Annotated in this window: 19 protein-coding genes; 10 read left to right on the top strand and 9 right to left on the bottom strand. The window is 42.1% G+C overall.

The window, feature by feature from the left end; translation table 11 throughout:
• The first annotated feature begins 179 nt into the window (after positions 1 to 179).
• The 3 genes from RMY00_RS06350 (at position 180) to RMY00_RS06335 (ending at position 2,780) form a co-directional block, all read left to right on the top strand.
• Positions 180 to 1,190, top strand: a complete 1,011-nt coding sequence (locus RMY00_RS06350) for a Gfo/Idh/MocA family oxidoreductase (protein WP_322646734.1) — start codon at positions 180 to 182, stop codon at positions 1,188 to 1,190.
• Between the two features lie 10 nt (positions 1,191 to 1,200).
• Positions 1,201 to 1,977 (top strand): type I methionyl aminopeptidase, encoded by a 777-nt coding sequence (gene map, locus RMY00_RS06345; protein ID WP_322646733.1) that lies wholly within the window; start codon positions 1,201 to 1,203, stop codon positions 1,975 to 1,977.
• A 188-nt stretch (positions 1,978 to 2,165) separates the two neighbouring features.
• Positions 2,166 to 2,780: a Uma2 family endonuclease gene (locus RMY00_RS06335; RefSeq protein ID WP_322646732.1), complete on the top strand. Its 615-nt coding sequence runs from the start codon at positions 2,166 to 2,168 to the stop codon at positions 2,778 to 2,780.
• Between the two features lie 291 nt (positions 2,781 to 3,071).
• Here RMY00_RS06335 and RMY00_RS06330 read toward each other — a convergent pair whose 3' ends face one another.
• From RMY00_RS06330 to RMY00_RS06315, 4 genes are all read right to left on the bottom strand, one after another.
• The gene (locus RMY00_RS06330; protein ID WP_322646731.1) at positions 3,072 to 7,754 is read right to left on the bottom strand and encodes an eIF2A-related protein; all 4,683 of its coding nucleotides are present in this window, start codon (positions 7,752 to 7,754) and stop codon (positions 3,072 to 3,074) included.
• 817 nt (positions 7,755 to 8,571) lie between these two features.
• A complete protein-coding gene (locus RMY00_RS06325) occupies positions 8,572 to 9,888 on the bottom strand; it encodes a P-loop NTPase fold protein (protein WP_322646730.1) in 1,317 nt (438 codons plus the stop codon).
• A gap of 293 nt (positions 9,889 to 10,181) precedes the next feature.
• Entirely contained in the window at positions 10,182 to 11,537 is a 1,356-nt protein-coding gene (locus RMY00_RS06320) for a (Fe-S)-binding protein (protein WP_322646729.1), read from the bottom strand.
• Between the two features lie 57 nt (positions 11,538 to 11,594).
• Positions 11,595 to 12,908, bottom strand: a complete 1,314-nt coding sequence (locus RMY00_RS06315) for an FAD-binding oxidoreductase (protein ID WP_322646728.1) — start codon at positions 12,906 to 12,908, stop codon at positions 11,595 to 11,597.
• Between the two features lie 222 nt (positions 12,909 to 13,130).
• On the opposite strand from RMY00_RS06315, the gene msrB reads away from it, so the two are divergent.
• Positions 13,131 to 13,625 carry a peptide-methionine (R)-S-oxide reductase MsrB gene (msrB, locus tag RMY00_RS06310; RefSeq protein WP_322646727.1) on the top strand — a complete coding sequence of 165 codons (495 nt, stop codon included), beginning with the start codon at positions 13,131 to 13,133 and terminating at the stop codon, positions 13,623 to 13,625.
• A 484-nt stretch (positions 13,626 to 14,109) separates the two neighbouring features.
• On the opposite strand, the gene mreD is transcribed toward msrB, so the two are convergent.
• The 3 genes from mreD to RMY00_RS06295 form a co-directional block, all read right to left on the bottom strand.
• Complete coding sequence (mreD, locus tag RMY00_RS06305) at positions 14,110 to 14,727, bottom strand: rod shape-determining protein MreD (protein ID WP_322646726.1); 618 nt, start codon at positions 14,725 to 14,727, stop codon at positions 14,110 to 14,112.
• 25 nt (positions 14,728 to 14,752) lie between these two features.
• Positions 14,753 to 15,559, bottom strand: coding sequence for a rod shape-determining protein MreC (gene mreC / locus RMY00_RS06300; protein WP_322646725.1), 807 nt, complete (start codon positions 15,557 to 15,559; stop codon positions 14,753 to 14,755).
• Positions 15,560 to 15,659: 100 nt separating this feature from the next.
• A complete protein-coding gene (locus RMY00_RS06295; RefSeq protein ID WP_322646724.1) occupies positions 15,660 to 16,667 on the bottom strand; it encodes a rod shape-determining protein in 1,008 nt (335 codons plus the stop codon).
• Positions 16,668 to 17,028: 361 nt separating this feature from the next.
• Between RMY00_RS06295 and RMY00_RS06290 the strand changes: the two genes are divergently transcribed.
• Positions 17,029 to 17,388, top strand: coding sequence for a single-stranded DNA-binding protein (locus RMY00_RS06290; RefSeq protein ID WP_322646723.1), 360 nt, complete (start codon positions 17,029 to 17,031; stop codon positions 17,386 to 17,388).
• Between the two features lie 80 nt (positions 17,389 to 17,468).
• Here RMY00_RS06290 and RMY00_RS06285 read toward each other — a convergent pair whose 3' ends face one another.
• Entirely contained in the window at positions 17,469 to 18,212 is a 744-nt protein-coding gene (locus tag RMY00_RS06285) for an SIMPL domain-containing protein (RefSeq protein ID WP_322646722.1), read from the bottom strand.
• A gap of 503 nt (positions 18,213 to 18,715) precedes the next feature.
• On the opposite strand from RMY00_RS06285, the gene RMY00_RS06280 reads away from it, so the two are divergent.
• The 5 genes from RMY00_RS06280 to murI all read left to right on the top strand — a co-directional run bounded on the left by RMY00_RS06280 (position 18,716) and on the right by murI (position 26,443).
• Entirely contained in the window at positions 18,716 to 20,194 is a 1,479-nt protein-coding gene (locus tag RMY00_RS06280; protein ID WP_322646721.1) for a cation:proton antiporter, read from the top strand.
• Positions 20,195 to 20,675: 481 nt separating this feature from the next.
• Positions 20,676 to 20,798, top strand: a complete 123-nt coding sequence (locus RMY00_RS06275) for a hypothetical protein (protein WP_322646720.1) — start codon at positions 20,676 to 20,678, stop codon at positions 20,796 to 20,798.
• A gap of 335 nt (positions 20,799 to 21,133) precedes the next feature.
• Complete coding sequence (locus RMY00_RS06270; RefSeq protein ID WP_322646719.1) at positions 21,134 to 23,029, top strand: N-acetylmuramoyl-L-alanine amidase; 1,896 nt, start codon at positions 21,134 to 21,136, stop codon at positions 23,027 to 23,029.
• A gap of 527 nt (positions 23,030 to 23,556) precedes the next feature.
• On the top strand, positions 23,557 to 25,452 hold the full coding sequence (locus tag RMY00_RS06265; protein WP_322646718.1) for an N-acetylmuramoyl-L-alanine amidase: 1,896 nt from the start codon (positions 23,557 to 23,559) through the stop codon (positions 25,450 to 25,452).
• 127 nt (positions 25,453 to 25,579) lie between these two features.
• A complete protein-coding gene (gene murI, locus RMY00_RS06260) occupies positions 25,580 to 26,443 on the top strand; it encodes a glutamate racemase (protein ID WP_322646717.1) in 864 nt (287 codons plus the stop codon).
• Between the two features lie 55 nt (positions 26,444 to 26,498).
• On the opposite strand, the gene RMY00_RS06255 is transcribed toward murI, so the two are convergent.
• Positions 26,499 to 26,696 (bottom strand): hypothetical protein, encoded by a 198-nt coding sequence (locus RMY00_RS06255; RefSeq protein WP_322646716.1) that lies wholly within the window; start codon positions 26,694 to 26,696, stop codon positions 26,499 to 26,501.
• Between the last annotated feature and the right edge of the window lie 226 nt (positions 26,697 to 26,922).

Below are 26,922 nucleotides of genomic sequence, written 5' to 3'. Positions count from 1 at the left end.
GATGTAACAGAAGACATTAACTGCGCCATCGTCTTGATTATTTTGTGGTTATAGTTTTGAAAACATGCCCTAGTACGAATGTTGTAAAGTCTAAACTGGTGAAGTCATTTGATTCGAGATGTTGAGAGAATCTCAACACTAGAAGGGTGAAAGAATCAAAAACATAACTAGTGAGGATCATGTATAATTCAGAAGCAGCTTTGGAAAAAGCAAAAGTGCGTGTAGGTTTGGTGGGTACTGGGTATGCGGCAAAGTTTCGATCTGAGGCATTGCTCCATAATGAGGGAATGCGATCGCAGTTAATCGCAGCTGTTGGTCATACCGCAGAAACAACAGAAACCTTTGCTAAAGAGTACCAAATTGAAGCGTTGAGTTCTTGGCAAGAGCTAGTAAAGCGTGAAGATATAGACCTAGTGGTGATCTCTACTATTAATCGAGATCATGGGGCGATCGCTCGTGCAGCCCTGACTAACGGCAAACATGTGGTTGTAGAATATCCTCTATCGTTGGATGTAGTCGAAGCAGAAGAACTAATTGCCTTAGCCAAAGCACAAAAAAAACTCCTGCACGTTGAACACCTAGAACTTTTGGGTGGTTTGCATCAAGCCTTGAAGCAAAACTTAGCCAAAATTGGTGAAGTTTTTTATGTTCGCTACAGCACTATCAATCCCCAGAATCCTGCACCCCGTAAATGGACTTATAACCACGAGTTGTTCGGTTTTCCCTTAATGGGCGCTTTGTCTCGTCTAAATCGTCTTACAGATTTATTTGGTAAAGTATTTACAGTTAACTGTCACCAACGATATTGGGAAATAGAACCGGAATATTACCAAACCTGTTTCTGCACTAGTGAACTATCCTTTAACAGTGGACTTTTAGCTCAAGTAGTCTATGGCAAAGGCGAAAGTATTTGGCAATCAGAACGCAAGTTTGAAGTTCACGGTGAAAAAGGTGGTTTAATTTTTGATGGCGATACCGGAATATTTATCCAGTCAGGGGAAACAACACCTATAGAGGTTGGCCCTCGGCGGGGTTTATTTGCCAAAGACACAAGTATGGTTTTAGACCATCTTTTTGATGGCACTCCTTTGTACGTTACCCCAGAGGAGAGCTTGTATACCTTAAAAGTTGCTGATGCAGCCCAAAGAGCTGCACAGACAGGATTAACTATGTTTATGAAAGATATCTAGATAAAAGTTAATGAAAACCGAACTAATTGTTATTTTATCCCAACGAGAAATAGAGAAAATGCGTCAAGCGGGGCGTCTAGCAGCTAAACTTCTCCAGCATCTCGAACCGTTTGTGAAGCCAGGGGTTAGCACTCTTGAACTAAATGATGAAGCCGAACGGTGGACGCAAGCGCATGGAGCAAAAAGCGCACCTCTTGGCTATAAGGGCTATCCTAAATCAATTTGCACCAGTGTAAATGAGGTAATTTGTCACGGCATTCCCAATGCCAAGCAAATCCTTAAGGATGGTGACATTATTAATATTGATGTAACGCCAATTGTTGAAGGTTATCACGGCGATACATCTAAGACATTCTTTGTCGGCACTCCTTCTCCAAAAACGAGAAAGCTGGTAGAGGTGACAGAAGAGTGTTTGCGCTTGGGTATTGCTGAGGTTAAACCTGGGGCCCGCATTGGTGATATTGGTGCAGCTATTCAAGAGTATGCTGAAGGACAAGGCTTTTCTGTAGTGCGAGATTTCGTTGGACACGGCATCAGTAACATTTTCCACACTGCACCGGATGTTCCCCACTATGGCACACGCGGTAAGGGTAAGCGCCTCAGACCAGGGATGGTTTTTACTATTGAGCCAATGATTAACGAAGGTACTTACGAAGTCGAGGTTCTGGGCGATAAATGGACTGCGGTAACGCGCGATCGCAAGCTTTCTGCTCAATGTGAGCATACCTTAGCTGTAACTGAAGATGGCGTTGAAATCCTCACCCTACCTGAAGGCGAGAATTACTAAACGTCGTTGATTAAATTCGGGCAGTCATTGATTGAATTCGAGCCGCGATCGCAAATTTTCTGCTCAATGTGAGCATACACTAGCTGTAACTGAAGATGGCGTTGAAATCCTCACCTTACCTGAAGGCGAGAATTACTAAACGTCGTTGATTGAATTCGGGCAGCCGTTGATTGAATTTAGGTAAGATTATGACCCAAGCGTTGCCAAAATTACTAACCTTCAATGAATTTATCGAATGGTATCCCAACGATGAAAAACGCTATGAGTTGCACAAAGGAGTAATTGTTGAAATACCGCCTCCAACAGGTTCGCACGAAAAAGTTGTAGGATTTATAGCCCGTAAGCTAACTGTCGAGTTTGATCGCCTGAATCTTCCCTACACTATACCTAAAACTGCATTGATCCAAACTCCTTCTGCCGAATCAGCTTATTCCCCTGATGTGTTGCTGCTAAATCTTGATAATCTCAACAATGAACCGCTTTTTCAAAAACAGTCAACAGTAAGCCAAGTAGCATCGGTTCCAATAGTCATCGAAGTTGTTTCAACCAACTGGCGAGATGATTACTACAATAAATTTGGAGATTATGAAGAAATGGGAATTCCTGAATATTGGATTGTTGATTATGCTGCATTGGGTGCAAGAAAGTTTATCGGCAATCCCAAACAACCTACTATTTTTGTGTGCGAATTAGTTGATGGTGAATATCAAATGACAACGTTTCAAGGTAACACCGCGATTTCATCACCTACCTTTCCCCAATTAAATTTAACTGCACAGCAGATTTTTAATGCAGCTAACTAATTTTTTATCTAGTCTTATAATTATCTTCCCAACTTATTAGAAATACCTTTACAACCACCAGGAATAGTACCTCTAGTTTGTTTACCACCCCAAGCGCAACAATAGTTGCGTGCAGACAGTGATAGCGATCGCTATTAAAGTAATTAGCAATGCCCTCGGCTTAACTAGAAATTGCTTGGTAGTAGGTTGGTTTATTAAGTAATATTTGAGACAGTGTGTATAGTTGTGTTGAAGATAATTCTACAAAGTTCAAACATGCGAAGCGGCTTGTCGCAAGACATCACTTGGCTTTTATTTAATATCCTCACAGAGATGGCGATCGCTATCCGTAACATTGGGGTTGGTTTGTAGATAATCATGCAGCCAAGCACAACCTCGCGCCAGCAGTTTATCTAGGTTAAAATCTAAATTTCTTAAAATTACTGTGTTGTCGACACTAGCTGAGGCGATCGTTTTGCCGTCTGGGCTAAAACTTACATCCAAGATACCATTTTTATGTCCAGTGAAAATATATAGTAAACTGCCATCAATTCCCCAGAGCCTTACGGTTTTATCCCAACTCCCCGAAACTAGCATTTTACTGTCGGGACTGAAACTAACGCTATTGACAGTATCATTATGTCCTATAAGGGTTTTGAGCAATATGCCATCATGAGTCCAAAGCTGCACCGTGTTCTCTAAATTTGCACTAGCAAAAACTTGACCATTAGGGCTAAAACTTACAGATATCACTTTACTATGTGCTTGCAGGGTTTTTAGTAAAGTGCCGTCATTCTTCCAGAGTTTAATTGTCTTGTCGTCACTAGCAGAAGCAATTATTTTCCCATCAGGGCTAAAACTAACGCTATTGACGATATCACTATGTCCTGCCAGGGTTTTAAGTATTGTACCGTTACGACGCCAAAGCTTAATTGTCTTGTCGTTACTGGCAGAAGCAATAGTCTGGCCGTCAGCACTAAACCTAACCATGTTAACCCAACTACTGTGACCGTTGAGGGTTTTCAGCAGTGTACCTTCATGATTCCACAGTTTAACTGTTTTGTCTTTACTAGCAGTGGCAATAGTATAACCATCAGGACTGAAAATGACCGAACTAACACTACCACTGTGACCGTTGAGGGTTTTCAGCAGTGTGCCGTTACGATTCCACAGCTTAACTGTCTGATCATTACTAGCTGTTGCAAGGGTTTTGCTATCAGGATTGAAACTCACGCTATTTATGCGCTTACTATGCCCTCTAAGGGTTTTGAGGCTATTATCAACACTCCAAACTTTCACAGTTTTGTCAAAACTAGCAGAAGCTAGCATCTGACCGTCAGGACTAAACCTTACTGTTGTGACATCATCGTTATGTTTTAAACTGATAAGCTCATTGCCGTCTCGGCTCCAGAGTTTAACTAATCCGTCCCCTCCAGAGGAAGCAATAATCTGACTGTTGGGACTGAAATTTACATCCCAAACTATGTTAGTATGCCCTTGAAGGGTTTGCAAGAATTTACCGTAACGGTTCCAAAGTTTTACAGTTTTGTCCCTACTAGCAGAAGCAATTGTTTTCCCATCAGGGCTAAAACTAACATCCATAACTGCTTCGCTATGGCCCCTTAAGGTTTTAAGCAAAGTGCCATCAGTGCTCCAAAGTTTAACTGTCTTGTCGTCGCTAGCAGAAGCAATTGTTTTCCCATCAGGACTGAAACTCACGCTATTGACGATACTACTATGCCCTCTCAAAGTTTTAAGTACTGAACCATTACGACTCCAAATTTTTAAAGTCTTGTCTCTACTAGCAGAAACAAGAGTCTTGCCATCAGGGCTAAAGCCCACATCATATACCGAATTGCTATGTCCTCGTAGGGTTTGAAGCAAAACGCCGTTACTGCTCCAGAGTTTCACTATCCCGTCTAAACTAGCAGTAGCAATCATCTGACCATCAGGGCTGAAATTTAGGTTAGTAATAGCGCTATGGACTTTTATATTTTTAAGCAGCCTGCCGTTACTACTCCAGAGTTTCAAAATGCTGTCCCGACCGCCTGAAGCAATTACCTGACCATTAGGACTGAAACTCAAACCCCAAACAATATCAGTATGACCAACTAAACGATTTCGCTCTCTTATTTGATCAACTGCTTGCTGTAAAGCAGTAAGAACTAAAATTTTGGCATTATCATCTACCCAAGTTGACTGTTTTAGTCGTCTGCCTACCCTTAAACCTTCTGTTAGTGCTTCAATTTCTTGGTTCGAGGTGAAAAGAGCTTTTGAGGATGCACTAAGCGCGAGAATTTGACTTATTTCTAGCTGTCTTTTTTGATCTTCTGCTCTTATCCCAAATGCCATAGCCAAAACTGCGAATAATGCCACTGCAACTCCTGCTATATAAGAATCTCTCAGTCGGCGTTTTAGAGAACGATTTAGCTCCTCTTCAGTCAGCTTTTGTTGTTGACGTATCTGTGCAAGTTCTGCTAACAAGTCACTTCCCTGCTGTTGGCGACGAATAAACGACACAAGATAATCATGCACCAATTGATAACGGTCAGCCGGAGATTCTGGTAACAGTAATACTAACCTCGATGCTACAAAAATCTCTAACACCAAATCTAGTTTATCGGCTTCTGCTGCTAAATCTGTTGCTAACTCAGCACGAGTCTTCAAGGGACGAGTACCACTTTCATCTGTCAGTAAATATAAGATCAGCCGTGCAACCTGTTTATTCTCCGCGCCACAATCATGGATAACTTCTTCTAAAAATCGCTCAACCAGTTTTTCTTTCGTACCAAACTGACGATACTTATCTAAAGTTGTAATTTTCTCAGTTTGCAATTGCGTCCCCACAATTTGTAACTCAATTGGGCGAACCTCTGCCAATTCGCCTGCTAAATCTTGCACTAATTCATCAATTAATGCAGGCTCTAAGTAAAATTGAGAGCGTTTTGTTAAGCTCTGCACAACTGCTTTAGCATCGTTTGGCGAAAAATTACCTAAGTAATAACGAATACTTTTATCAAGAATATTATTATTAATTGCAGTCAAATTAAACAGACGCTCTAACTCTAATAAATAATGTAAATAATCTTCCCGTAAAGACAAAATTACTTTAACAAAAGGAATATCTAAACAAACTCGCAAAAACTCATAAAATGCTCGTCGTTGACTTTGGTTTGGATAAACAAAGAAAAACTCCTCAAACTGGTCAAACATTAAAATCGTCAACAAATTCCGGTCAGCATTTTTTCGTAATTGTTCTAAAATAGCGGCTGAAGAATCAAGGTTAACAAATAATTGATTTCCTCTGACTTCTTCAAAAGCCTTAACCAAACTCTGCCCCAACATCCCTACCCAATCAGTATAAACTCGCAACAAAATAGGTAAAGCATCTCGCTCACCAATTGCTTCTTGTTGCAACGCCGGGATTAATCCACCCTGCAAAATCGAGCTTTTACCCACTCCTGACTGGCCATGAATTACAGTCAATTTATGCTCAGTCCCGCCAATTCTTTCTCGCAAACGTTTAACATCTTGTCCTCGACCAGAAGCAGCAATTTCTTGAGCAATTGTTTCAGGATTTTCTACCTGCAACTGTGCAGAATTAATTGCCTGTCGCTGTGGGTTAAGATAAGATGCACCAACAAAGGCGCGAAAACCATACTGTTGTTCAATTTGTAATCGTTCTTGCTTAATATTAAAAGCTTTAAGATATTCACATTGTTCAAAATAAACTAAGCGTAACCTTTCTAATATAGATATATATAATTGTGGGTTATAGTGATGATTACTTTCATTTTTTGCAGCTTCTAAATTAGTAATTGCTGCTTGAACTTGACCTAAACCCTGTTGTGATTTTGCTAAAATAAACCGATATAAAGCAAATTGATCTGGTTGTAAATTAGGTATCGCAGCTAATATTTGCAATGCTTGTTGTGCGTGTTTATGAGCTTCATCCCACTGTGACTGCTCTAAGGCTACCTCTGCTAAAAATCCATAATCTTGAGCCAACTGCAACGATGTGCCATAATTTTGATGTAGCGGCAGAGATTTTTCCACAAGACTTTGCAACTCTGGCCATGCTTGTAAACGTCGCAGTACTTCACCCAGTTTAGTAATATGTTTTGCAACTAAATCTGAACGTTGTGCTTGTTCAAAAATTTCAATAGCGTGCTGAAAGTAATTTTTAGACTCTTGCCAATAGCGTTGATTTTCGGTCTGGTTTTTTTCAGATTGGCGATTATAAGCTGAAGCAATATTAACGAGTAATATACCTTGTCGTTCTAAATCATTACTTTGTCGCCAGAACTCCAAGCTTTGTTGATAATGTGCTAAAGCAGAATCTATGTGGTCATGTAAATAATCATTTAAACCAAGCAAATACTCTAAACTTGCTTGAAGTGCTGCTTCTAATACTTCTCCTCGATTTTGCAAATCTTGACGGGCGGTTTCTAGTTCCCGACACATTTGGGGATTGAGTGTAATATCATCTGCAAAGATTTCATCACTTTTTTGCTGAAGGAAATTGACTAACTCATCAGTAGGTTTTTCAAACTCAATGATAGTTGCCCAATTCTCTAAATCAGTTGCTAATCGAATAAATTTTTGCAGAACTGAATCATTAACCCACAACAATATCGGAAATGGGAAGTTCTTTCTAAACTCCTCCCGTACTTGGTTAGCTGAAGTCAGAACTGTATCAATATCTTTAACCGACTCCAAACCAAAAATCATTAATGCAGGTGGCTGTTCATCTCCTAGTTGTTCGCGTATATTTGTGTAAAGCGTTTTGACTGATGCAGGTAAAGTAATTTCGCCAATGTGTACAGTAGATAATTGATGCAGACGTTCTACTATACGCTGACGTAAATCAGCATAGTTACAGCGCAGCAAAATCAGCGAGAATGTTCCCTGAGAAAGGGTAATTGTTCGTACCAGAGTTTGCAATGAACGTTCATTGTCAAAGGCTAAATTTTCTGGCTCTTGCTGATTACTCATAACATAGATAATTTACCTTATATTAGCTGTTTGTATAATTACATCATGCAAGTAGGGGGCAGTGGGCAGAAGGATGATTTCTGCTAGTTGTAACCTGTAGTTGTGAAAATTACAACTGATACCGCTCCCATGAACCTAGATACCGTTCTCAGGTACACAAACACCGTTCCCAGGTACACAAATACCGCTCCCATGAACCCAGATACTGTTTCCATGAACCCAGATACCGCTCCCATGAACCCAGATACCGTTCCCATGAACCCAGATACCGCTCCCAGGTACACAAACACCGTTCCCATGAACCCAAATACCGCTCCCATGAACCTAGATACCGTTCCCAGGTACACAAACACCGCTCCCAGGTACACGGATACTGCTCCCGTTATACCATTTCAAAAAATACCTGATAAGTAACGCCATGTGTGACTTTCTCTCAAACCTAACCAGAATCAAAGCCTCTCCCCGAAACGGCTACAGTGTACACACAAGTCGAATTACCCCCCTTAATCCCCCGTTTATTGGGGGGAAAAAAATCTATCTAGTTCCCTCCCCTTTATAAGGGGAGGGTTAGGGTGGGGTAATTCGAGGACTGGTAGTGATGTCGCACATTGTGTTAAGTAAGTCGGCGCTAATAGTCAAGAATTCAAGATGCGTTAATCTACGACATAACACAGCCTACTATTTATATTTCTTCATATACGCCGATTCATAAGGGACTTCCAAGAAATAAATCATCCAAATAAACAAACCACAGAGACACAGAGAACACAGAGAAATAAGGAGGAGAGAGTTTTTCGCTAGTTTTTTGAGTATTTTTTTATTTGGAAGTCCCTAACCTAAATTCCTTCGCTTCTGCCAAAATTGGATTGATATCAAACCAAGAACCATCCTCATCCCGGTATTCAAATACAAACATACTACGGAGCAAAAGTTCATATCTTTCATGACCTCTCAAGTTTTTCTCTTGCGCTACCTCACGCAGTAATTCCCATTCATCGGGTGTAATTGCCAAAGTTAGCTCATTACGGCGTTGTTTAATCACTCTATTCACGCACTCTTGCGACAAAGGTGGGTCTTCTTGCTGAAGACAGCGAAACAATAACATCAACAAGTTACGCAAATGACCGCCGCTAACTAAGCACAGCCTCTCCAAACTATCAGCACTATCAAAAACTTCAGTAATCAAATGCTGGCTTTGTTCCCAACTGACACCAGGAAAAGCCCTCGCCATAACCATCTGTTGCAGCAGCGTGATTCCTTGTGAAAATTGCGAACCATCTTGTAATTGCACAGGAACCATTGGTAAAACCTTGGGGTCTGCGCCAAAGCGATTTGTTAACCTGCCTAAAGCGTTAGAAAAAATCAACACTAACGGAATAGTATAAACAACATGACAATTTAGCTGGTTTAACTGTTCACCACGTTCAACAAAGAGATATTCTGGCTGGTAATGACCGGAAGGCTTTAAAGAATTATCCACTCGGTCGAGATTATCTATAATTACCACCAGTCCTTTTTTACCTTGCTGCTTGAGTTTGTCTCTAGCAGGCTTGAGCAATTCTTTGTTGATTGATTCTAAAATGCCATTGGTACGCGGTTCTAAATATTGCCGTAACTGTCCGCGAAGTTTGGGACTATCTTTAGTTTTGGCGGTAATCTTGGCAATACCTACAGATAACTCAGCCTCAACTCCAATATCTAACGGCGTTTGCAAGAACTCAGAGATTTCCGTAAATAGATTTTTAAAGTATCCAGGTTTGAGATTAATTTTTATTGCTTCCAGACTTTGACTCACTTCACGAGCGATCGCCAGTAAAATATCTGTAACATCAATATCAGCCATATCTAGGCTTTGGCTAGACTCAAAATAAACCACATGAAATCCCTGCTGTTCTAACTCTGTTTTGAGTCGCAGTAATTCAGTAGACTTGCCACAGCCGATATGTCCTGTAAACAATTGACAGGTAGGTTCTTCAGGTGAAAGGCGGGTGATAGTTCGCCCAAGTTCCTCAATAATTTTGGCACCACGCACTTTAGAGAAATCAATATAATATTGTCTATCCTCCGGTTTGCTCACAACCAGAGTCTTACTGGGGTTGCAAGCTTGAAAAAACCTGACCAAATCTAGTTTCATCACAAATCACCTGAAAGTAACCTGACACTCTTGCCCATTTCAGTGATTATACAGACGATAAAGTGGCTATTTCGGAAATAACTTCTTCAGATTGAGTGATTTTTTGTCTGTTTAATTAAACAGAATTCAGATGAACCGCACCCCTAACTCCTCCTACCCTTCTAGCTACGATGTATACACAAGTCAAATTACCCCCCTTAATCCCCCCTTATAAAGGGGGGAAATAAGAAATCTTGTTCCCTCCCCTTTATAAGGGGAGGGTTAGGGTGGGGTAAAATCCTGGTTAATCTTATCTACAATTTCAACTTCTCACCCCGAATCGAATAATCTAACAACTCCATCGGGTGAATAACTGAAATCTTCTTACCTTGCAATTGCAAATGCTTCGTAATCTGCAAAGTACACCCCGGATTAGCAGAAGCAATTAACTCAGCACCAGTATTCAACAAATTCTGCACTTTTTGCCGACCCAATTCTTCAGAAACTTCTGGTTGCAGCATATTATAAACCCCAGCACTGCCACAACATAAAGCCGCATCTATTGGTTCTCTCAACTTCACCCCTGGAATTTGCCGCAATATCTGACGCGGTTGCACACTAATCTTTTGTCCATGCAATAAATGGCAAGCATCTTGATAAACTAAATTCAATGGTTTATCACTCAACGCTGAAAGTTTTGCTGTTAACCCAACAGTTGCCAAAAACTCTTGAGCATCTTTCACCTTAGCTGCAAAATCCTTTGCCTTTTCCCGATATTCTGGGTCACTTTCTAAAATGTGACCGTATTCTTTCAAAGTATGACCGCAACCAGCAGCATTAATAATCACAAAATCGACATCAGTCTTAGCAAAACTATCAATCATCTGCCTTGCTAAAGCCTTCGCCTGTTCTGTTTGTCCTTGGTGTTCAGGAAGCGCCGCACAACAACCTTGAGATTTCGGAATTACAACTTCACAACCATTCGCCGTTAAAACCCGCACCGTTGCTTCATTCACGGGAGAGAAAAACAGCCGTTGCACGCAACCCAAAATTACCCCAACGCGATACCGCTTCTCACCTTTAGCGGGAATCACAGTAGGTAAATTATCTTGAAAAGATTTGAGAGTAATTTCTGGCAGAATAGATTCCATTGCTGCCAAACGGGGCGATATTTTATTGAGTAAACCCGTAGCACGAACTAATTTAGCAAACCCCAACTTTTGATAAACCAACAACGGAACTAATAAAACCCGTAAAAGGTTGGGATAAGGAAACAAAGAAAATATCAGTTGACGAAAAAGTTTATCTGGTAAACTGCGAGGATAATTTCGTTCAACTTGGTGACGAGTTGCAGAAATTAACTTGTCATACTGCACACCAGAAGGACAAGTACTCACACAAGCAAGACACCCCAAACAAGAATCAAAATGTTCTACAGTTGCCGTATTTAAAGCAATTTCGCCCTCATTAATTGCATCCATTAAATAGACGCGTCCTCTAGGAGAATCCATCTCCTTACCCAGCACCCGATAACTCGGACAAGTTGAGAGACAAAATCCACAATGTACGCAACTATCAATCAACTTTGGATCAGGCGGATGACTCTCATCAAACCCCTTCAAATTCTTTAAACTAGCCGTATTATTAACAGAATTTTTGGAAACTTGCATAATTAATTCTTTTCCCCTCTTCCTTTGCGTCCTTGGCGTCTTGGCGGTTCGCTAAAACTAAATTCCACCCACAAACCGACCAGGACTTAAAATATTCTTACTATCAAACTGTTCCTTAATACGGCGCATCAACGGCAAAGCATTCCCCGTATAACCCCAAACATCTATTTGTTCTTTAACCGCCACTGGTGCTTCCAGAATTGTTAAAAAACCTCTATTAGCTTGGGTATAATGGCGCACTTTCAAAACTTGATTTTTATCCTCTAATTGTAACAAACCCAAACCACTACTTATATGAATTAAACCCCACTCCACCTGAGCCAAAATCTCCACAGCAGCAGTAGGTAACACTCCTATTTTGCAAGTAATTACAGATTCTGTAGCAGTAGTATGGATTCGTTCTTGCAATCTCTGCCATAGATTAGCCTCATCACCATCAGCAAAAATTGCCCCATCTAAACCTAACTTTTGCCCTACTTCCAAAACTCGGTTTGATTGTTCTTTAACACTCTCCTTAATACTTTGAAAGCGTGCAATTAATCCCAGTCCTTGACCCAAACCTAAGCTAGACACCAATTTCGTTGATAGCAAATCAGCCTGAACTGGTGTTAACGCCGAACCTCGAAGGATATCAGCCGCTTGGAATATAGCCTCTGCACTACCCGTTAGTACCACCGTTGCTGATGTCTCCGCTAGCGGATATACGCGAAAAGTTAGTTGACTAATAAAGCCTAATGTGCCGTAAGACCCAGTAAGCAACTTCATCAAGTCATATCCGGCAACATTCTTAACTACTCTTCCCCCAGCTTTAGCGATTTGGCCATCAGCACGCACAAAGGTAACACCTAGTAACTGGTCACGCACACTACCATAACGTTGTCGCAGAGAACCTGTATCACCTGTGGCAACAATACCACCAATAGTTGCTGACTCTGGTGCTGTGGGGTCAAGAGCAAGAAATTGCCGCGATTTTGCCAAAAGTGCTTGCAAATCAGAGAACTTCATCCCAGGTTCTACTGTGACAGTCAAATCTCCAACAGCGTGTTCAATGAGTTGGTTAATGCGTTCTGTACTAACTACAATATCAACGCCTTTAACTAAACCACCCCAGCTAAGTTTACTGCCACTACCACAGGGGAGGACACGCCAGTTGTTAGTGTAAGCTGTAGCGATGACTGCGGCTAGCTGTTGTTGGGTGCGGGGATAGAGGATACAACTGGGAGAATTTCCAGAAGCTATAGCCTGTTGGATACGTTTTTGCTGACTTAATTCGATATTTTCCCAAAGACAAACAGCATTTTCTTCGCCGACGATAGATGCAAAATCAGAAGCGCAGACGGCTTGCGGCTTGTCGTTAGACATCGCTTTCATTTAGTTTATTTTTTTACGCCCTATATTTAATTTACTGGCTAACATGACCAAAAAAGCACGTTGCCATTAATATACGGTGGCTTTATTTTGTTATTTCTTAGCTAATTTTAATCAGTTTATCAGCGTGAATTCAGAGCGATCGCTGATTATAGTCATTAATGTAGGGAATTCCGTACTGGAGTTGATTGCCCAGTTAACCTCAAAATAGAAAATAATAGATATATGGACAAACGGTATTTTTTACAGGCTAGTGCAGTAATAGTCGGCACAGCATTGTTATCAAGGTATATCAATTGGGAGTCAGAAGCGATGACAACTTCTAATAGTGGATTTGAAATTACCAAACCTGAAGAGGAATGGCGTACTATTTTAACGCCAGAACAGTTTAAAGTATTGCGTAAACATGGGACTGAACGCCCCTACACCAGCCCATTGGATAAGGAATACGACAGTGGTACTTATTATTGTGCTGCGTGTGAACAGCCACTGTTTACCTCTGATACCAAATTTAACAGTGGTACTGGCTGGCCTAGCTTCTTTAAACCGATTGAAGGTGCGATCGCTACTACTGTAGATCAGTCGTTGTTTATGACCAGAACTGAAGTGCATTGTAGTCGCTGTGGTGGCCATCTGGGTCATGTTTTCGATGACGGCCCTGCACCCACAGGCAAGCGTTATTGCATGAATGGGGTTTCGTTGAAGTTTACTCCTGCTTAATTTAGTTGGAATCGCACACCCTAATCTAAATTATGAAGTTTTGAGGCTTGACCAAGGGTGAATAGATTGTTGACGATAACTTCTCCTACCCAATCCTACTGGAGGAAGTATTGTCAATTCAAAAAATACAACTCTTGGTCTTCGCTAAAGCTATTTACCTAAATATTTCTATTTATTTGAGTCGTTTTTCTCCTTTTTGTCTTTGGGATCTTTTTTAGGTTTTTTAACCTCTTTATTACTTTTTCTTTCTTTCGACATTAGCGTTCTCCAATTAAATTACTTAGTAAAAGCTTCCACATTTTGCCGTCAGTAAATCAGGAGATAACTTACCTGATATTCTTTTAAAGCAAAAAAGAAAGTATCAAATATAAGTGCGACTCACTACCATGATACGGTGTTATTTGATTATCGGGGTTAATCCAAAATTTAAAAGACGCTCGAGGACTTGCTAACGCTTCGCTATCCAAAATCTAAAATTCTTTGACTATTGTTCCAACAACTTTATCCGTTGCCACCAAAGATTTAGCGGATAATAAACCACAGGTGCCCACAAACTACTAAGAATGGCAGAGGCTAGGGCGACACGCTGGTAATATGTCCAAATATCTGTTACCTTGCGCTCATTCCCCATCAAAGTTAATTGCAAGCCAAAAATAGTTTCTGCCAAAACTGCCATAACAAAGACAATTACAGCAATCGAAATAAAATCTTCCTCGATAAAACGCTGCTTCTGGAGCAGAGCAGTTAATATTCCCACTATACCTAAACTGAGGGCATGAGTAGGGTTAAGTGATGTCATTGAATCTTGAAGTAGTCCTAGAACTATACCTGCCAATGCTCCGGCAAACACTGTGCGCTTCACACTCCAAGCAACCACCCAAATTAACAGCCAGTTTGGGGCAATTCCCAATAATTCCATACCCGGTAAGCGGGTTGGCAATAATAGTAAACATAACAGTACAGAACTAGCCGTCACTATCCAACCCAACAATTGACGTACACCGGGATGCCAACGAGAAAGTGGCTGGATTTGGAATTTCGATTTTCGCTGTGATGATTTTGGCCTTTTCTGCCTGCTACCACCAAATGCAGGAATCTTCATTTTTCTATGGATTTTTTTGAAGAATTTACTTAGACTTTCGCGGCACTTGATTTACCGATTGGGTTTCCAACTCTTGGTTTTCTGGCTTTGGATAAACAGCTACCCAATCAAGAGAGCGAATTGGCGGAAAAAGCTCGATTTTCGCTACTGATGCTGGAAGTTTCTTTAAATCCAGCGACTTGATTCGTCCTACAGCTAAACCAGATGGGAATTTCTGACTATAAGTAGATGTGGAAACTAAATCTCCTACTTTGACATTTGGGACTTTTTCATAAAACTCCAGCACCGCTTCTGCTGAAGAATCCCCTCGCAAAACGCCTTTAGCTGCTGTGCGGCTAACTGATACACCCACTTGACTTTTAAGATCGCTGATTAACAACACGCGGCTAGTATTAGGAGTTACACTTTCCACTAAACCCACTAATCCGCCTTCAGCCTTGACTATAAAGCCTTCTTGAATCCCTGCATTCGCACCACGATTTAAGGTGACTTGTTGCCACCACTGGTCAGCACTACGTCCTACCACCCGTGCTGGAATTGGCCGTGATGCCAATGGCTCTTTTTCCACATAGCCTAATAAATCTTGTAGCTTAGTCTTTTGACTTTCCAAATCTACTATACGGGTTTGCAATTCTAATATCCGCGCATCTCTAAGACGTTCTTCTGGAGTTGGCCCTGACTGCAACATCTCTAACGGACGGGTAATTGCCTGATATGTCTCAAGCACCAGTTCACCTTGAGTTTGTCGTAATATCCAAGCACTACCAACTACTAACGCTAAAAACCCGATTTGTAACCCTTTATGATCCCACCAACGCCGTATTGTAACCATATATACCTTTATATACTTAAATAATTGAGTTCTATTTGAGTTCTATTTATATAAAACCCAAATAGAACTCAAATAGAACTCTAGTCTGATATTTTTCTTGCTACATATTGCGAGAGCTTTCAATGACAACTCTTTCCAACTGTTTAAAGTTTTCTAACACACGACCTGTTCCCAGCACAACACAGCAGAGAGGATCGGCGGCAATGTGAGTCACAATCCCCGTTTCATGGCTAATTAAGGTATCTATGCCTTTGAGCAAAGCACCACCACCAGCTAACATAATACCTCTGTCAATAATGTCTGCTGCCAGTTCTGGAGGTGTACGTTCTAGTGTCCGCTTCACAGCTTCTATAATTACTGATAGCGGTTCCAACATACTTTCACGGATTTCTGGGGCTTTGATTGTTACAGTACGCGGAAGACCAGAAAGCAGATGTAAACCTCGGATTTCCATCATCGCGTCATTATCATCATTAGTAGGATAGGCAGAACCCATCCGAATCTTGATGTCTTCGGCAGTCCGTTCACCAATGACTAAGTTATGAACTTTCTTAATATACTGAAGAATTGCATCAGTCAGTTCATCTCCAGCAATGCGTACTGATTCACTAATTACCGTACCTTGAAGACTCAGCACTGCAACTTCTGTTGTGCCACCACCAATATCGATGATCATGTTGCCAGTGGCTTCAGCAACAGGTAGTCCTGCACCAATGGCAGCAGCTACAGGTTCATCGATTAAATAAACTTTTCTTGCTCCTGCTTGGTGAGCCGCATCCATCACAGCTCGCCTTTCTACTCCTGTAACGCCACTGGGAATACCAATGACAATTCGAGGTAAAATCAAAGATTTGCCCTCATTTACACGCTGAATAAAGCTTTTGAGCATTAGCTCGGCTATATCGAAATCAGCAATTACACCATCCCGTAAGGGGCGGAGGGCAATCACATTTCCAGGTGTACGACCGAGCATTTTTTTCGCTTCTTCTCCTACTGCCAGTGCTACCTTTTCGTTGACATCGATAGCAACTACAGAAGGCTCTTGCAGTACAATACCTTTACCAGATACATAAACGAGGGTGTTTGCGGTACCGAGGTCGATACCCATATCCCATGATGTACGAAAGTTCCTAAAAATACCCACGCGTCTATAAGCCCCCTATGTGCGATACTTCTTGACTACAACGGTAGAGTTGATTTGATTATGTTTATATCCTGAGTTCAGTAAACTAGACTATATTTTTATATGATTCCCAGGAATATTTACGATGTCTTAGCTATGTATGTTTTGATATTCTCTGGTTAACTTAGTATATCCGTATGATTTTATGTGTTTCTCCCAGTAGTATGTATAATTTTTCAAGTCAACTATATTGTTAACTGTTTAATGCATTATTTTCAAGTGTTTCACAATTCGCTATGATGAAAGTCTAAATTACTAAGTACGCATGTACTAAAAGGTAACGCCCATGAGTATCAATATTGTCACTCTTGTTGGTCGTGTAGGTAGCGACCCTGATATAAAATATTTTGAATCTGGTAGTGTTAAGTGTAGATTGACGCTAGCTGTAAAAAGGCGATCGCGCAACAGTGATGAACCTGATTGGTTCACTCTGGAATTATGGGACAAGACGGCTGAGGTAGCAGGTAATTATGTGCGTAAGGGAAGCTTAATTGGGATAAAGGGTTCCTTGAAGTTTGACACATGGAGCGATCGCCAAACAGGAGCAAACCGTTCAACACCAATTATTAGAGTAGACCAACTAGATTTATTAGGCTCTAAGCGCGATTCAGAAGGAGGCGGAGATTTTTCGCCAGAGAATTTCTAATTGGGCATTGGGCATTGGGCATTGATTATTAGTCCTTTGCCCTCACAAATGACAAAGGACTAATGACAAATGACAAATGACTAGTAACTAATTTGCAGCGTCACCGATGCTTCTACTTGCTGTTCACCACCAACGACAGGAGTAGAAGCATCAGCTACTTTGGCAGCTTCTGCCCTTAACAACATCGGTGGTGGTGGAGGCGCACTGGCATTATTAACTTGAATGCTCACCACTTCTTTGGATTTGAAACCCAAGGCACTGAAAACAGCATCAGCTTGCTGCTGGGCATCTTGAGTAGCTTTTTTTAATGCTTGTTTTTGAGCAGATGCGATCGCTTCATCATTAGCAACAAAACTAATACCGTTAATTTGTGTCGCACCCGCTTTCACTGCATTATCTAATAATGTCCCAGCTTTCTCAGTAGGAATTCTAAAACTTACAGTGTTATTGGCAGCATAGCCTGTAATCCTTTGCACATTATTGGTGTAACTGTAAACAGGATTAAGCTGGATACCAGTAGTTTGTAATTTTTCAACATTTTGGCTCTTGAGGAACGCAACTACAGCTGATGACCTCTGGGCAGCTTCTTGTTGTACCTCTTGGGCTGTTTTCCCCTGAATTTCTACTCCTAAATTGACCTGCGCCAAGGTTGTAGGAATTGTTTCTACTCCACGACCACTAACACTAAGAGTTCGCCATAATTTCTCTTTTTCTTGTGCTAACGTAGGCAATGTAAAATTTACACATAAAAGCATTGCTAAAGGCAGTATTTTCCACAATTTTCTATTAGAAAACTGTGAACCGGATAAAGCGGCTCTAGTCATAAGATTTGCACTCCTCAAAGTATCCACAGATGTTTTTAATCAACGTATCTAGGAATTTTCTGGTGGCTGTTGAAAATCAACAGTCACCACAAGTTTTTCACAACTCAAGTGCGATCGCTAGATACGATTTGTATGTTCTTACTTTGACACTGCCATAATCAAAAGCTGAAATGGTTACATTTTTGGAAACTAAAAAAATTACACCAGTACTTTCTTAAGCTAGTTTTGAGGATTTGTAATGAGTTAGCGCGCTCTTCTCCCAAGGGTAGACGCCAAGGGCGATAGCGCAGCGTTAGCGAGTCATCGAGCGTCGGTACGAGCGTCACCCGTTCGCGCAGCGTCTCCGTTAGGAGAAGGGTAAGCACTTTAGTGCTTAGAAATAAAGACTGAAGTCCTTACTACGAACTAGGGACAAATTAATTTATTTAATCTGTCCATCGTATTTCCATAGGATGTTTTTCAGAAACGCGTCAAAATCAAAGAGAAGGATTTTCAGAGAACCCATGCATTTGTTAGATCCAATCAACTTCTCTTTTCCTCTGCTGGCTACCGCAACACAAGCCGCAGACAGTTCAATGGTAGTAGCAGCAGTGTTACTAAGCTTAGTAATCGTTTATCTCGCCAGCAAAGTTGGTGGAGAGTTATCAAACCAAGTGGGTTTACCGCCTGTCTTAGGCGAACTGGTAGGTGGTGTGGTAGTTGGTATCTCTGTTTTCCACCTTTTAGTGTTTCCAGAAGGCGGCACAGACAGTTCTAACTCTTTGATCATGTCCTTCCTTCAAATCACTGCTGGTTTAACGCCAGAAGCTACTCCAGCCGTGTTTGCAGCGCAGTCTGAGGTCATTTCGGTTTTGGCAGAATTGGGTGTAATCATCCTACTGTTTGAAATCGGCTTGGAATCGAACTTAAAAGATTTAATGGCAGTTGGTATCCAAGCCACAGTCGTTGCAGTAGTGGGGGTAGCAGTACCCTTTGCTGCTGGTACTGTGGGGCTGATGACTTTGTTTGGTATTAGTGCTGTACCCGCAATTTTTGCCGGGGCGGCTTTGACTGCCACTAGTATTGGTATTACTTCTAAAGTGCTGTCAGAGTTGGGGCGACTCAATTCTAAAGAAGGGCAGATTATTTTGGGTGCTGCCGTAATTGACGACGTTTTGGGAATCATCGTTTTAGCGGTAGTTGCCAGCCTAGCTAAAGATGGCGTGGTGGATGTCAGCAAAGTCATTTATTTGATTATCAGCGCCACTGGTTTTATTTTGGGAGCAATCCTACTAGGGAATGTTTTCAATAAGTCCTTTGTAGCGATCGCTGATAAACTCAAAACACGCGGTGGATTGGTAATACCAGCATTCATCTTTGCTTTTGCTATGGCATACCTTGCCGCCGTCATCCACTTAGAAGCAATTTTAGGAGCTTTTGCGGCGGGTTTAGTTCTAGAAGAGACAGATAAGCGCAAAGAACTACAAACGCAAGTCTGTCCCATTGCCGATATGTTAGTGCCAATTTTCTTTGTAACTGTTGGCGCAAAAACCGATTTGGGAGTTTTAAACCCAGCAATTCCCGATAATCGGGAAGGTTTAATTATGGCAACTTTCCTGATCATAGTAGCCATTCTCGGTAAAGTAATCACAGGCTTAAGCGTATTTGGTCAACCGGAAATCAACCGTTTAGCGATCGGTGTAGGGATGATTCCTAGAGGGGAAGTCGGATTAGTATTTGCTGGTGTCGGTGCAGCCAGTGGCGCTCTCTCGAAACCATTAGGGGCAGCAATTATCATGATGGTAATCTTGACAACTTTTTTAGCTCCTCCTTTGTTACGATTTGTATTTCCAGATCCCAAAACTGTGGATTCAGTCTCAGACCAACTGATTTTAGATGGTACCTCTGGAACCTCGTTGGTAATTGAACCACCTCAGCCAAGAGTACCAGCATCAAATGACACTAGCAATTTGGAAGTAACCCCAGAATCTAGCGATCGCTAATCTTTGGGAATGGGGAATGGGAGGAAACTTGTTCAACAAGAGGCAGAGGCAGTTCTTGCTGGAGGGAAAGGAGCAGGGGAACATGACCCCTGACTCCTGCCGTGGGAATGAAGGGGGAACATGGGTCTGATTCCCGCAACAAGAGCTAAGTGGTTTTCGTATTGAAGGGGTCAAATCCCCTTTCTGTTCTATCCCCCTTGCTCCCTGCTCCCTGCCCCTTTTCCTCTTCTTCAATAACTCTCCCTCATCTCCCTCATCCCCCAATTATGCAGTGGAAACTTCTCTTCCTAAATTTCCGTCCCGTCTGATTGTAAAATAATCGTCTGTTTATAATTTCTACCACCATTTGGAATGTTATTTATTTCCAGTTTCCTTTGGCTTGTGAGCCTTTATTTGAAAATCTTCCAGGTAATTGGGGAGTAACACCCATAAATTTTGCTAGATCCCTCAAAGGAATGGGAATTATCTATTTAGTACATTGATGGCGAAAAACAAAAAACAGTTATCAGTTATCAGTGAACAGTTATCAATTATTAGTTTTCTAGCTTCCTTGGGAGTCAGAATTCCTACCTCTAAAGGTGGAAATTTTCACATGGGAATTTAGACCCAATATAAAACCTGGTAACTGATTTAAGCGCGTCTTTATACCATCTGAAAAAATCAGAAAAGGCATCAGAGGTCAAGTTTAGATGGTGACGGTGTGATGATTTACCAATGAGTTGAGATATTGAACAAGAGGTAAGGGAGCAGAGAGCAGGGAGCAAGGGGGATGGAAAAGAAGAATTGGGGCAGAGTGGAGCTTGGCTGGAGAAGAGGAATTAGGGACAAGGGGGAAGACTTGTTGCAAGTTCTTACCTCTTGTCACGTTGTCACCTTGTCTCTCCTGCTCCCTGCCTCTTCATTGACGCCTCCCATGAACGTGAATTAGGAGAAAGAACTGTGAAATTACATTGGTTACTACCCAGCACTATTGGAACTATCTTCATGCTATCGTCGCCGGTAATGGCTGCGAGACTTGAATCTTGGCGCTTTGATGCCAATCAAAACAGGCTGGAAATTAATACTGTAGGAGCAGTTCAACCCCAGGCACAACTAATTTTCAATCCAACTCGGCTGGTAATTGATTTGCCAGGAACCACATTTGGGCGTCCGCAGCTAACCCAACAGGTGGGCGGTGGAATTCGCTCGATCCGGGTTGGGCAGTTTGATGCAGAAACAACCCGGATAGTTGTAGAACTGACTCCTGGTTATACTTTAGACCCTAAAAGAGTGCAATTTGTAGGTACAACTGGCGATCGCTGGAGGGTGCAATTACCTAGACCAGAAGTGGATAGAGTAGCGTCATCTCCCACTTTATCTCCCAGAAGTGCCTACACTGTTATTACCCCAGACTCTGAACCTCAACCTAGTATTGCAAGGGTTGCCACTACTACTCAAGGGGCAACTAAAATTGAGAACTTACAAGTAACAGGCGATGGGTTGTTCATTCGCACCAGTGGTGGTGGTAATTCTCCAATTCGGGTAATTCGGAGCCGCGATCGCGCTAGTATCTTCATGGATATCTCTGACGCATCTTTATCACCACGTCTGGCGCAACAGAATAATATCCCTGTGAACAGACATGGTGTTAGCCGCGTCGAATTCACCCAACTACAAAACCAACCTCCTAGCGTTCGCCTGACTTTGCGGGTAGATAAAAATAGCCCCGACTGGCAAGCCACTAATACTAACAGTGGTGGATTAGTAGTTCTACCTAGTCGCGTTGTCAGATTGCCTGGAAATAATAATTCTGACAATCAGACACAATCACCCTTCTTTCCCACCAGTAGACCATCTGCCGATAACTCGCCAGCTACAATTGAGTCTGTAAAACTGGCTGATAATGGCAGACAACTGCTAATTAGAGGCGACCAAACTTTATCTGCCACGGGAACCTGGGATAGATCCTTAGGTGTGTTCCGCGTCACAATTGCTAATGCCAAGTTAGCTAAAAGAGTTACAGGCCCGACTTTTGCTCCCAATAGCCCCATTGTTCGAGTCCGTCTGCAACCCCAACAATCCAATACAGTTGTTGTTTTGGTTCAACCAGCAGCCGGAGTGCAACTTGGGCAACCCCAGCAAATTGGCGACCAGCTTTTGGTTCCAATACAAGGTTCTCGGCGAGTTGTCGCCCTCCCCGGAAGACCCCCCTATGCTTTACCTGGGCTACCACCACCAAACCGGGGGCCATTCCCAGACCCAAACAATCCCAATCCCCAACCGCCAATACAACCACTGCGCCGAGTTACCAATGGGCGAGTAGTAGTGATTATTGACCCCGGACATGGTGGCAAAGACTCTGGAGCGCTTGGCATTGGGGGGGCACGCGAAAAGGATGTTATCTTGCCTATTGGTAAGAGACTTGCTGAGATTTTACAGCAACATGGCGTACAAGTTATTATGACCAGGGATTCTGACTATTTTGTTACCCTTCCAGGACGGGTGCAATTAGCAGAACGAGCTAATGCTGATGTGTTTGTTAGCATCCACGCTAATTCGGCAGGTGCGAGTCGTCCCGATGTTAATGGCTTGGAAGTATATTATTACGATAGCGGTCTGGATCTAGCTCGCATTGTCCGTAGTAGCATTCTTCAAAACATTAGTACTATCAAAGACAGGGGAGTGCGGCGAGCCAGATTTTATGTGCTCCGAAAAAGTTCTATGCCCTCCATTCTCGTGGAAACAGGTTATATGACTGGTCGACAGGATATGGCTAGGCTCAGAACCTCAGCTTACCAAAATCAAATGGCAGAAGCGATCGCTCGTGGCGTGCTTCAGTATCTAAAGAGAAGATAAGTAATTTAATCGAAATTATTGAGTAAATACATCTAATCTTTACCAACTTTATCCAATTTAGTACTAAACAATTTAAGTATTTTTGCGGCGGGTTCAAAGTAGCTTCTTTGTTATTGTCATCTGATGATTTGCAAGCCGAGCAATTTTGGATAGCGAAGCGTTAGCGAGTCCTCGAGCGTCTTTTGGATTTTGGATTAACCCCAGTAATAAAGGGATGGGGATTGAGAATTTTAAATTTTCGATAATGAAATTATTTCACACCACAAGGAGTGTTAGTGTATCAAAGTGTTAGTCCGCCATGAACCAAAAATAAAAAAATCTAAAATTAGGAATCTAAAATCTAAAATTGACAGTCAAATTTATATAGGTCATGGCATGGCAAAATCAAAGGAGCGTGCTATATTTTACGCCATTAGCTGTGTCTTAATAACAGCGCAAAACTCAAGTGTGCGCGGTGACGGTGTGAGGATTTGCCAATATGTTGAGATGTTGACGGCTCCCATGAATGTGAATTAGGAGAAAGGACTGTGAAATTACACTGGTTACTATCCAGTATTATTGGAACTATCTTCATGCTGTCGTCGCCGGCAATGGCCGCGAGACTCCAATCTTGGCGTTTTGATACCAACCAAAATCGTCTGGAAATTAATACTTCGGGGGATGTTCAACCCCAAGCACAATTAATTTTTAACCCCACTCGTTTGGTAATTGATTTGCCAGGAACCACATTTGGGCGTCCGCAGTTAACACAACAGGTGGGCGGTGCAATCCGCGCTATCCGTGTTGGGCAGTTTGACGAACAAACAACGCGCATAGTTGTGGAATTGACTCCTGGTTATACACTTGACCCCAAAGGAGTACAATTTGTTGGCACAACTGGCAATCGCTGGATGGTACAATTACCTAGTCCAGTAGCTGAAAATGTTCCCTCAAATACTGGGGGACAACAAGAACAAGCTATAGCAACAGAGACTTCACCGAGAACATTTCCACCAGTGTTCTCTCAAAGAAATATTTACAACGTAGTGACACCAAACCCTGTCAATCCACCTAAAAACGGAATGCTTGCCGCCAGGGTTACTCAAATTGAGAACTTACAAGTCACAGGCGATGGTTTTTTCATCCGCACCAATGGCGGTAATCCTCAGATTCAGGTAAATCGTAGCAACGATCAAAGGGCAGTTAACATCGATATTACTGGCGCTACTTTATCACCAAATTTAGGGCAGCGTGATTTGCCGATTAATCGCTATGGTGTCAGCCGCATTCAGTTCAGCCAACTACAAACAAGTCCGTCTGTTGTTCGCATAACTTTACAGGTGGACGAAAATAGTCAAAATTGGCGGGCAACAACTAGCAGTATTGGTGGTTTTGTAGTTCTGCCCAATCGTGGCATTGCCCAGTTGCCTGGAGGCAATAGTCCCCGCCCAATACTATCTGATAACAACTCACCTGCTACCATTCAGTCTGTGCAATTGGCTGGTAATGGTACACAACTACTGATTAGAGGCGACCAAGCTTTATCTGCTACAGGAGGCTGGGATAGAACTTCTGGTCTGTTCCGTATTACCATCAACAATGCTCGGTTAGCTCCCAGAGTTACAGGCCCGAATTTTAATGCTAATAGCCCTATCCTGCGGGTTCGTCTGCAACCACAGGAATCCAATACTGTCGTCGTCTTGGTTCAACCAGCAGCCGGAGTCCAAATTGGGGAACTCAATCAGGTTGGCGACCAGCTTTTGGCTTTAGAATTACAACGCTCTAGTAGCGTCACACCTTCAATTGGTTTACCTCCTCTGCCATCGCCAAACCTAAGTCAATTCCCAAACCCCACAGACAACCCCCGTCCTATCTCCCAGCCACAGCCGCGCCCCTCCGTTCCTAGAGGGAAATTACTAGTTGTGATTGACCCAGGACATGGTGGAAAAGACTCAGGTGCCCCAGGTCTAGGCGGACTTTTAGAAAAGGATGTAATTCTGCCTATTGGTAAAAGGGTAGCAGCCATTTTAGAGAAAAATGGTGTACAGGCAGTACTCACACGCGATGCTGACTTTTTCGTAGAACTTCAAGGACGCGTAGAAATTGCCGAGCGAGTTAATGCGACTGCCTTTGTCAGCATTCACGCTAATTCGGTTGATAATCGCCCTGATGTTAATGGGTTAGAAGTATATTATTATGATAGCGGTTATGCTTTGGCTGAAGTAGTTCGCAATACCATCCTCCAGAATATCAGTACAATCAAAAACCGGGGAACCCGCAAAGCCAGATTCTATGTCCTTAGAAAAAGCTCTATGCCCTCGATTTTAGTAGAAACAGGTTATATGACTGGTCGAGAAGACAATCCCAGATTGGGAACACCAGAGTATCAAAATCAGATGGCAGAAGCGATCGCTCGTGGCATCTTAAAATACTTACAGCGATAATATAGTACAAATTACTATTAAAAGGTGGTATTTAGACTTTTTTGGCATCCAGAATTTAGTAGTCAATTTGGAGATTGTCTGCTAAATTCTGTATTTTAAATCCCAAAACCTAAATTTATATTTGCCCGTGTATTCATCTTCGATTTTTGAAGCGAATCTTGACAATTTTTCTGATCAAGAACCGCAACGTGCCCCAATTGGCATCTTTGACAGTGGTGTGGGTGGTCTGACAGTACTGCGACAACTATATCGGCAACTCCCCAATGAATCAATTATCTACTTTGGGGATACAGCCCGACTCCCTTACGGAATTCGTTCCCAAGCAGAAATTTTACAATTCACGCATGAAATTATTACCTGGCTACAACAGCAGCAGGTAAAAATGGTAATTATGGCTTGTAACACCAGTTCTGCCCTAGCCCTGGAAACCGTGCGTCAGGAATTCAACATACCGATTTTGGGAGTAATCCTACCAGGTGCAAAAGCTGCGGTGCAACAAGGAAAGCGGATTGGTGTAATTGCCACTCCCGCTACAGCTAAAAGTAATGCTTATAAGCATGCAATAATCGAAATTGCTCCTGAAGTTCAAGTCTGGCAAGTTGGATGTCCAGAGTTTGTGCCACTCATCGAGCAAAACCGGATTCACGACCCCTACACTGCTGAAGTAGCACGAGCTTACCTGGAACCTTTACTAGAGCAGGAAATTGACACCTTAGTTCACGGTTGTACCCATTATCCCCACCTTACACCAGTATTGCGATCGCTCCTCCCTTCCCATGTCCAACTGATTGACCCAGCTGTTCATGTCGTAGCAGCTTGTGCTCAAGAGTTAGACTTACTAGGCTTAAAAAATACCCACCTCCCACTGCCAACTCGCTTCGCTGTTAGTGGTTGTCCAAAACAGTTTTCCCAGTCAGGAGTACAGTGGCTAGGCTATACCCCAATGGTTGAAGAGGTTTGCTTCACTGATACCGCTATTTCCCAACTCTAATAAAACTAATTTGTCCTTAGTCATTGGTCATTGGTCATTTGCCAATGCCCAATGTCTACTGACTATTAACTGCTTCAGTCACCTTTGCCCTTACTGATATTTCCTGCTTGTGTTTTCCTTCGGTAGATGAAGAAAAACTTCTAGCAACAGTCTTTGTACCCGTTCGCTTTGCCAGTGCTAATAATAGGTAGACTGTGAACAAATATCCAGACGCTAAAATAAAAATCATCATAGGTATACTTCCGTAAATCATTGTTCTACTAGCACCTTTCTAAAGAAATATAAAATTCTATAAAATTAGCAGAACCTCAGCCAAGCAAGTGCATCTTGATGGCTGTAGCTTCATAATGGCAAAATTACCTATAGAGATAAAATTCTCTATAGACAGATAATTTATTTTCTAATACGACTTCTTGCAGACCATAGATCCCACAGCAGTTAGATTGCTAAAAAACAATCTAAAACCATGATTCTTTGCG

The organism is Nostoc sp. ChiVER01 (assembly GCF_034531155.1).
Taxonomy (GTDB): Bacteria; Cyanobacteriota; Cyanobacteriia; order Cyanobacteriales; family Nostocaceae; genus Nostoc.
Note: the sequence above shows the minus strand (reverse complement) of the source record. Positions and strands in the feature narration are given on the sequence as shown.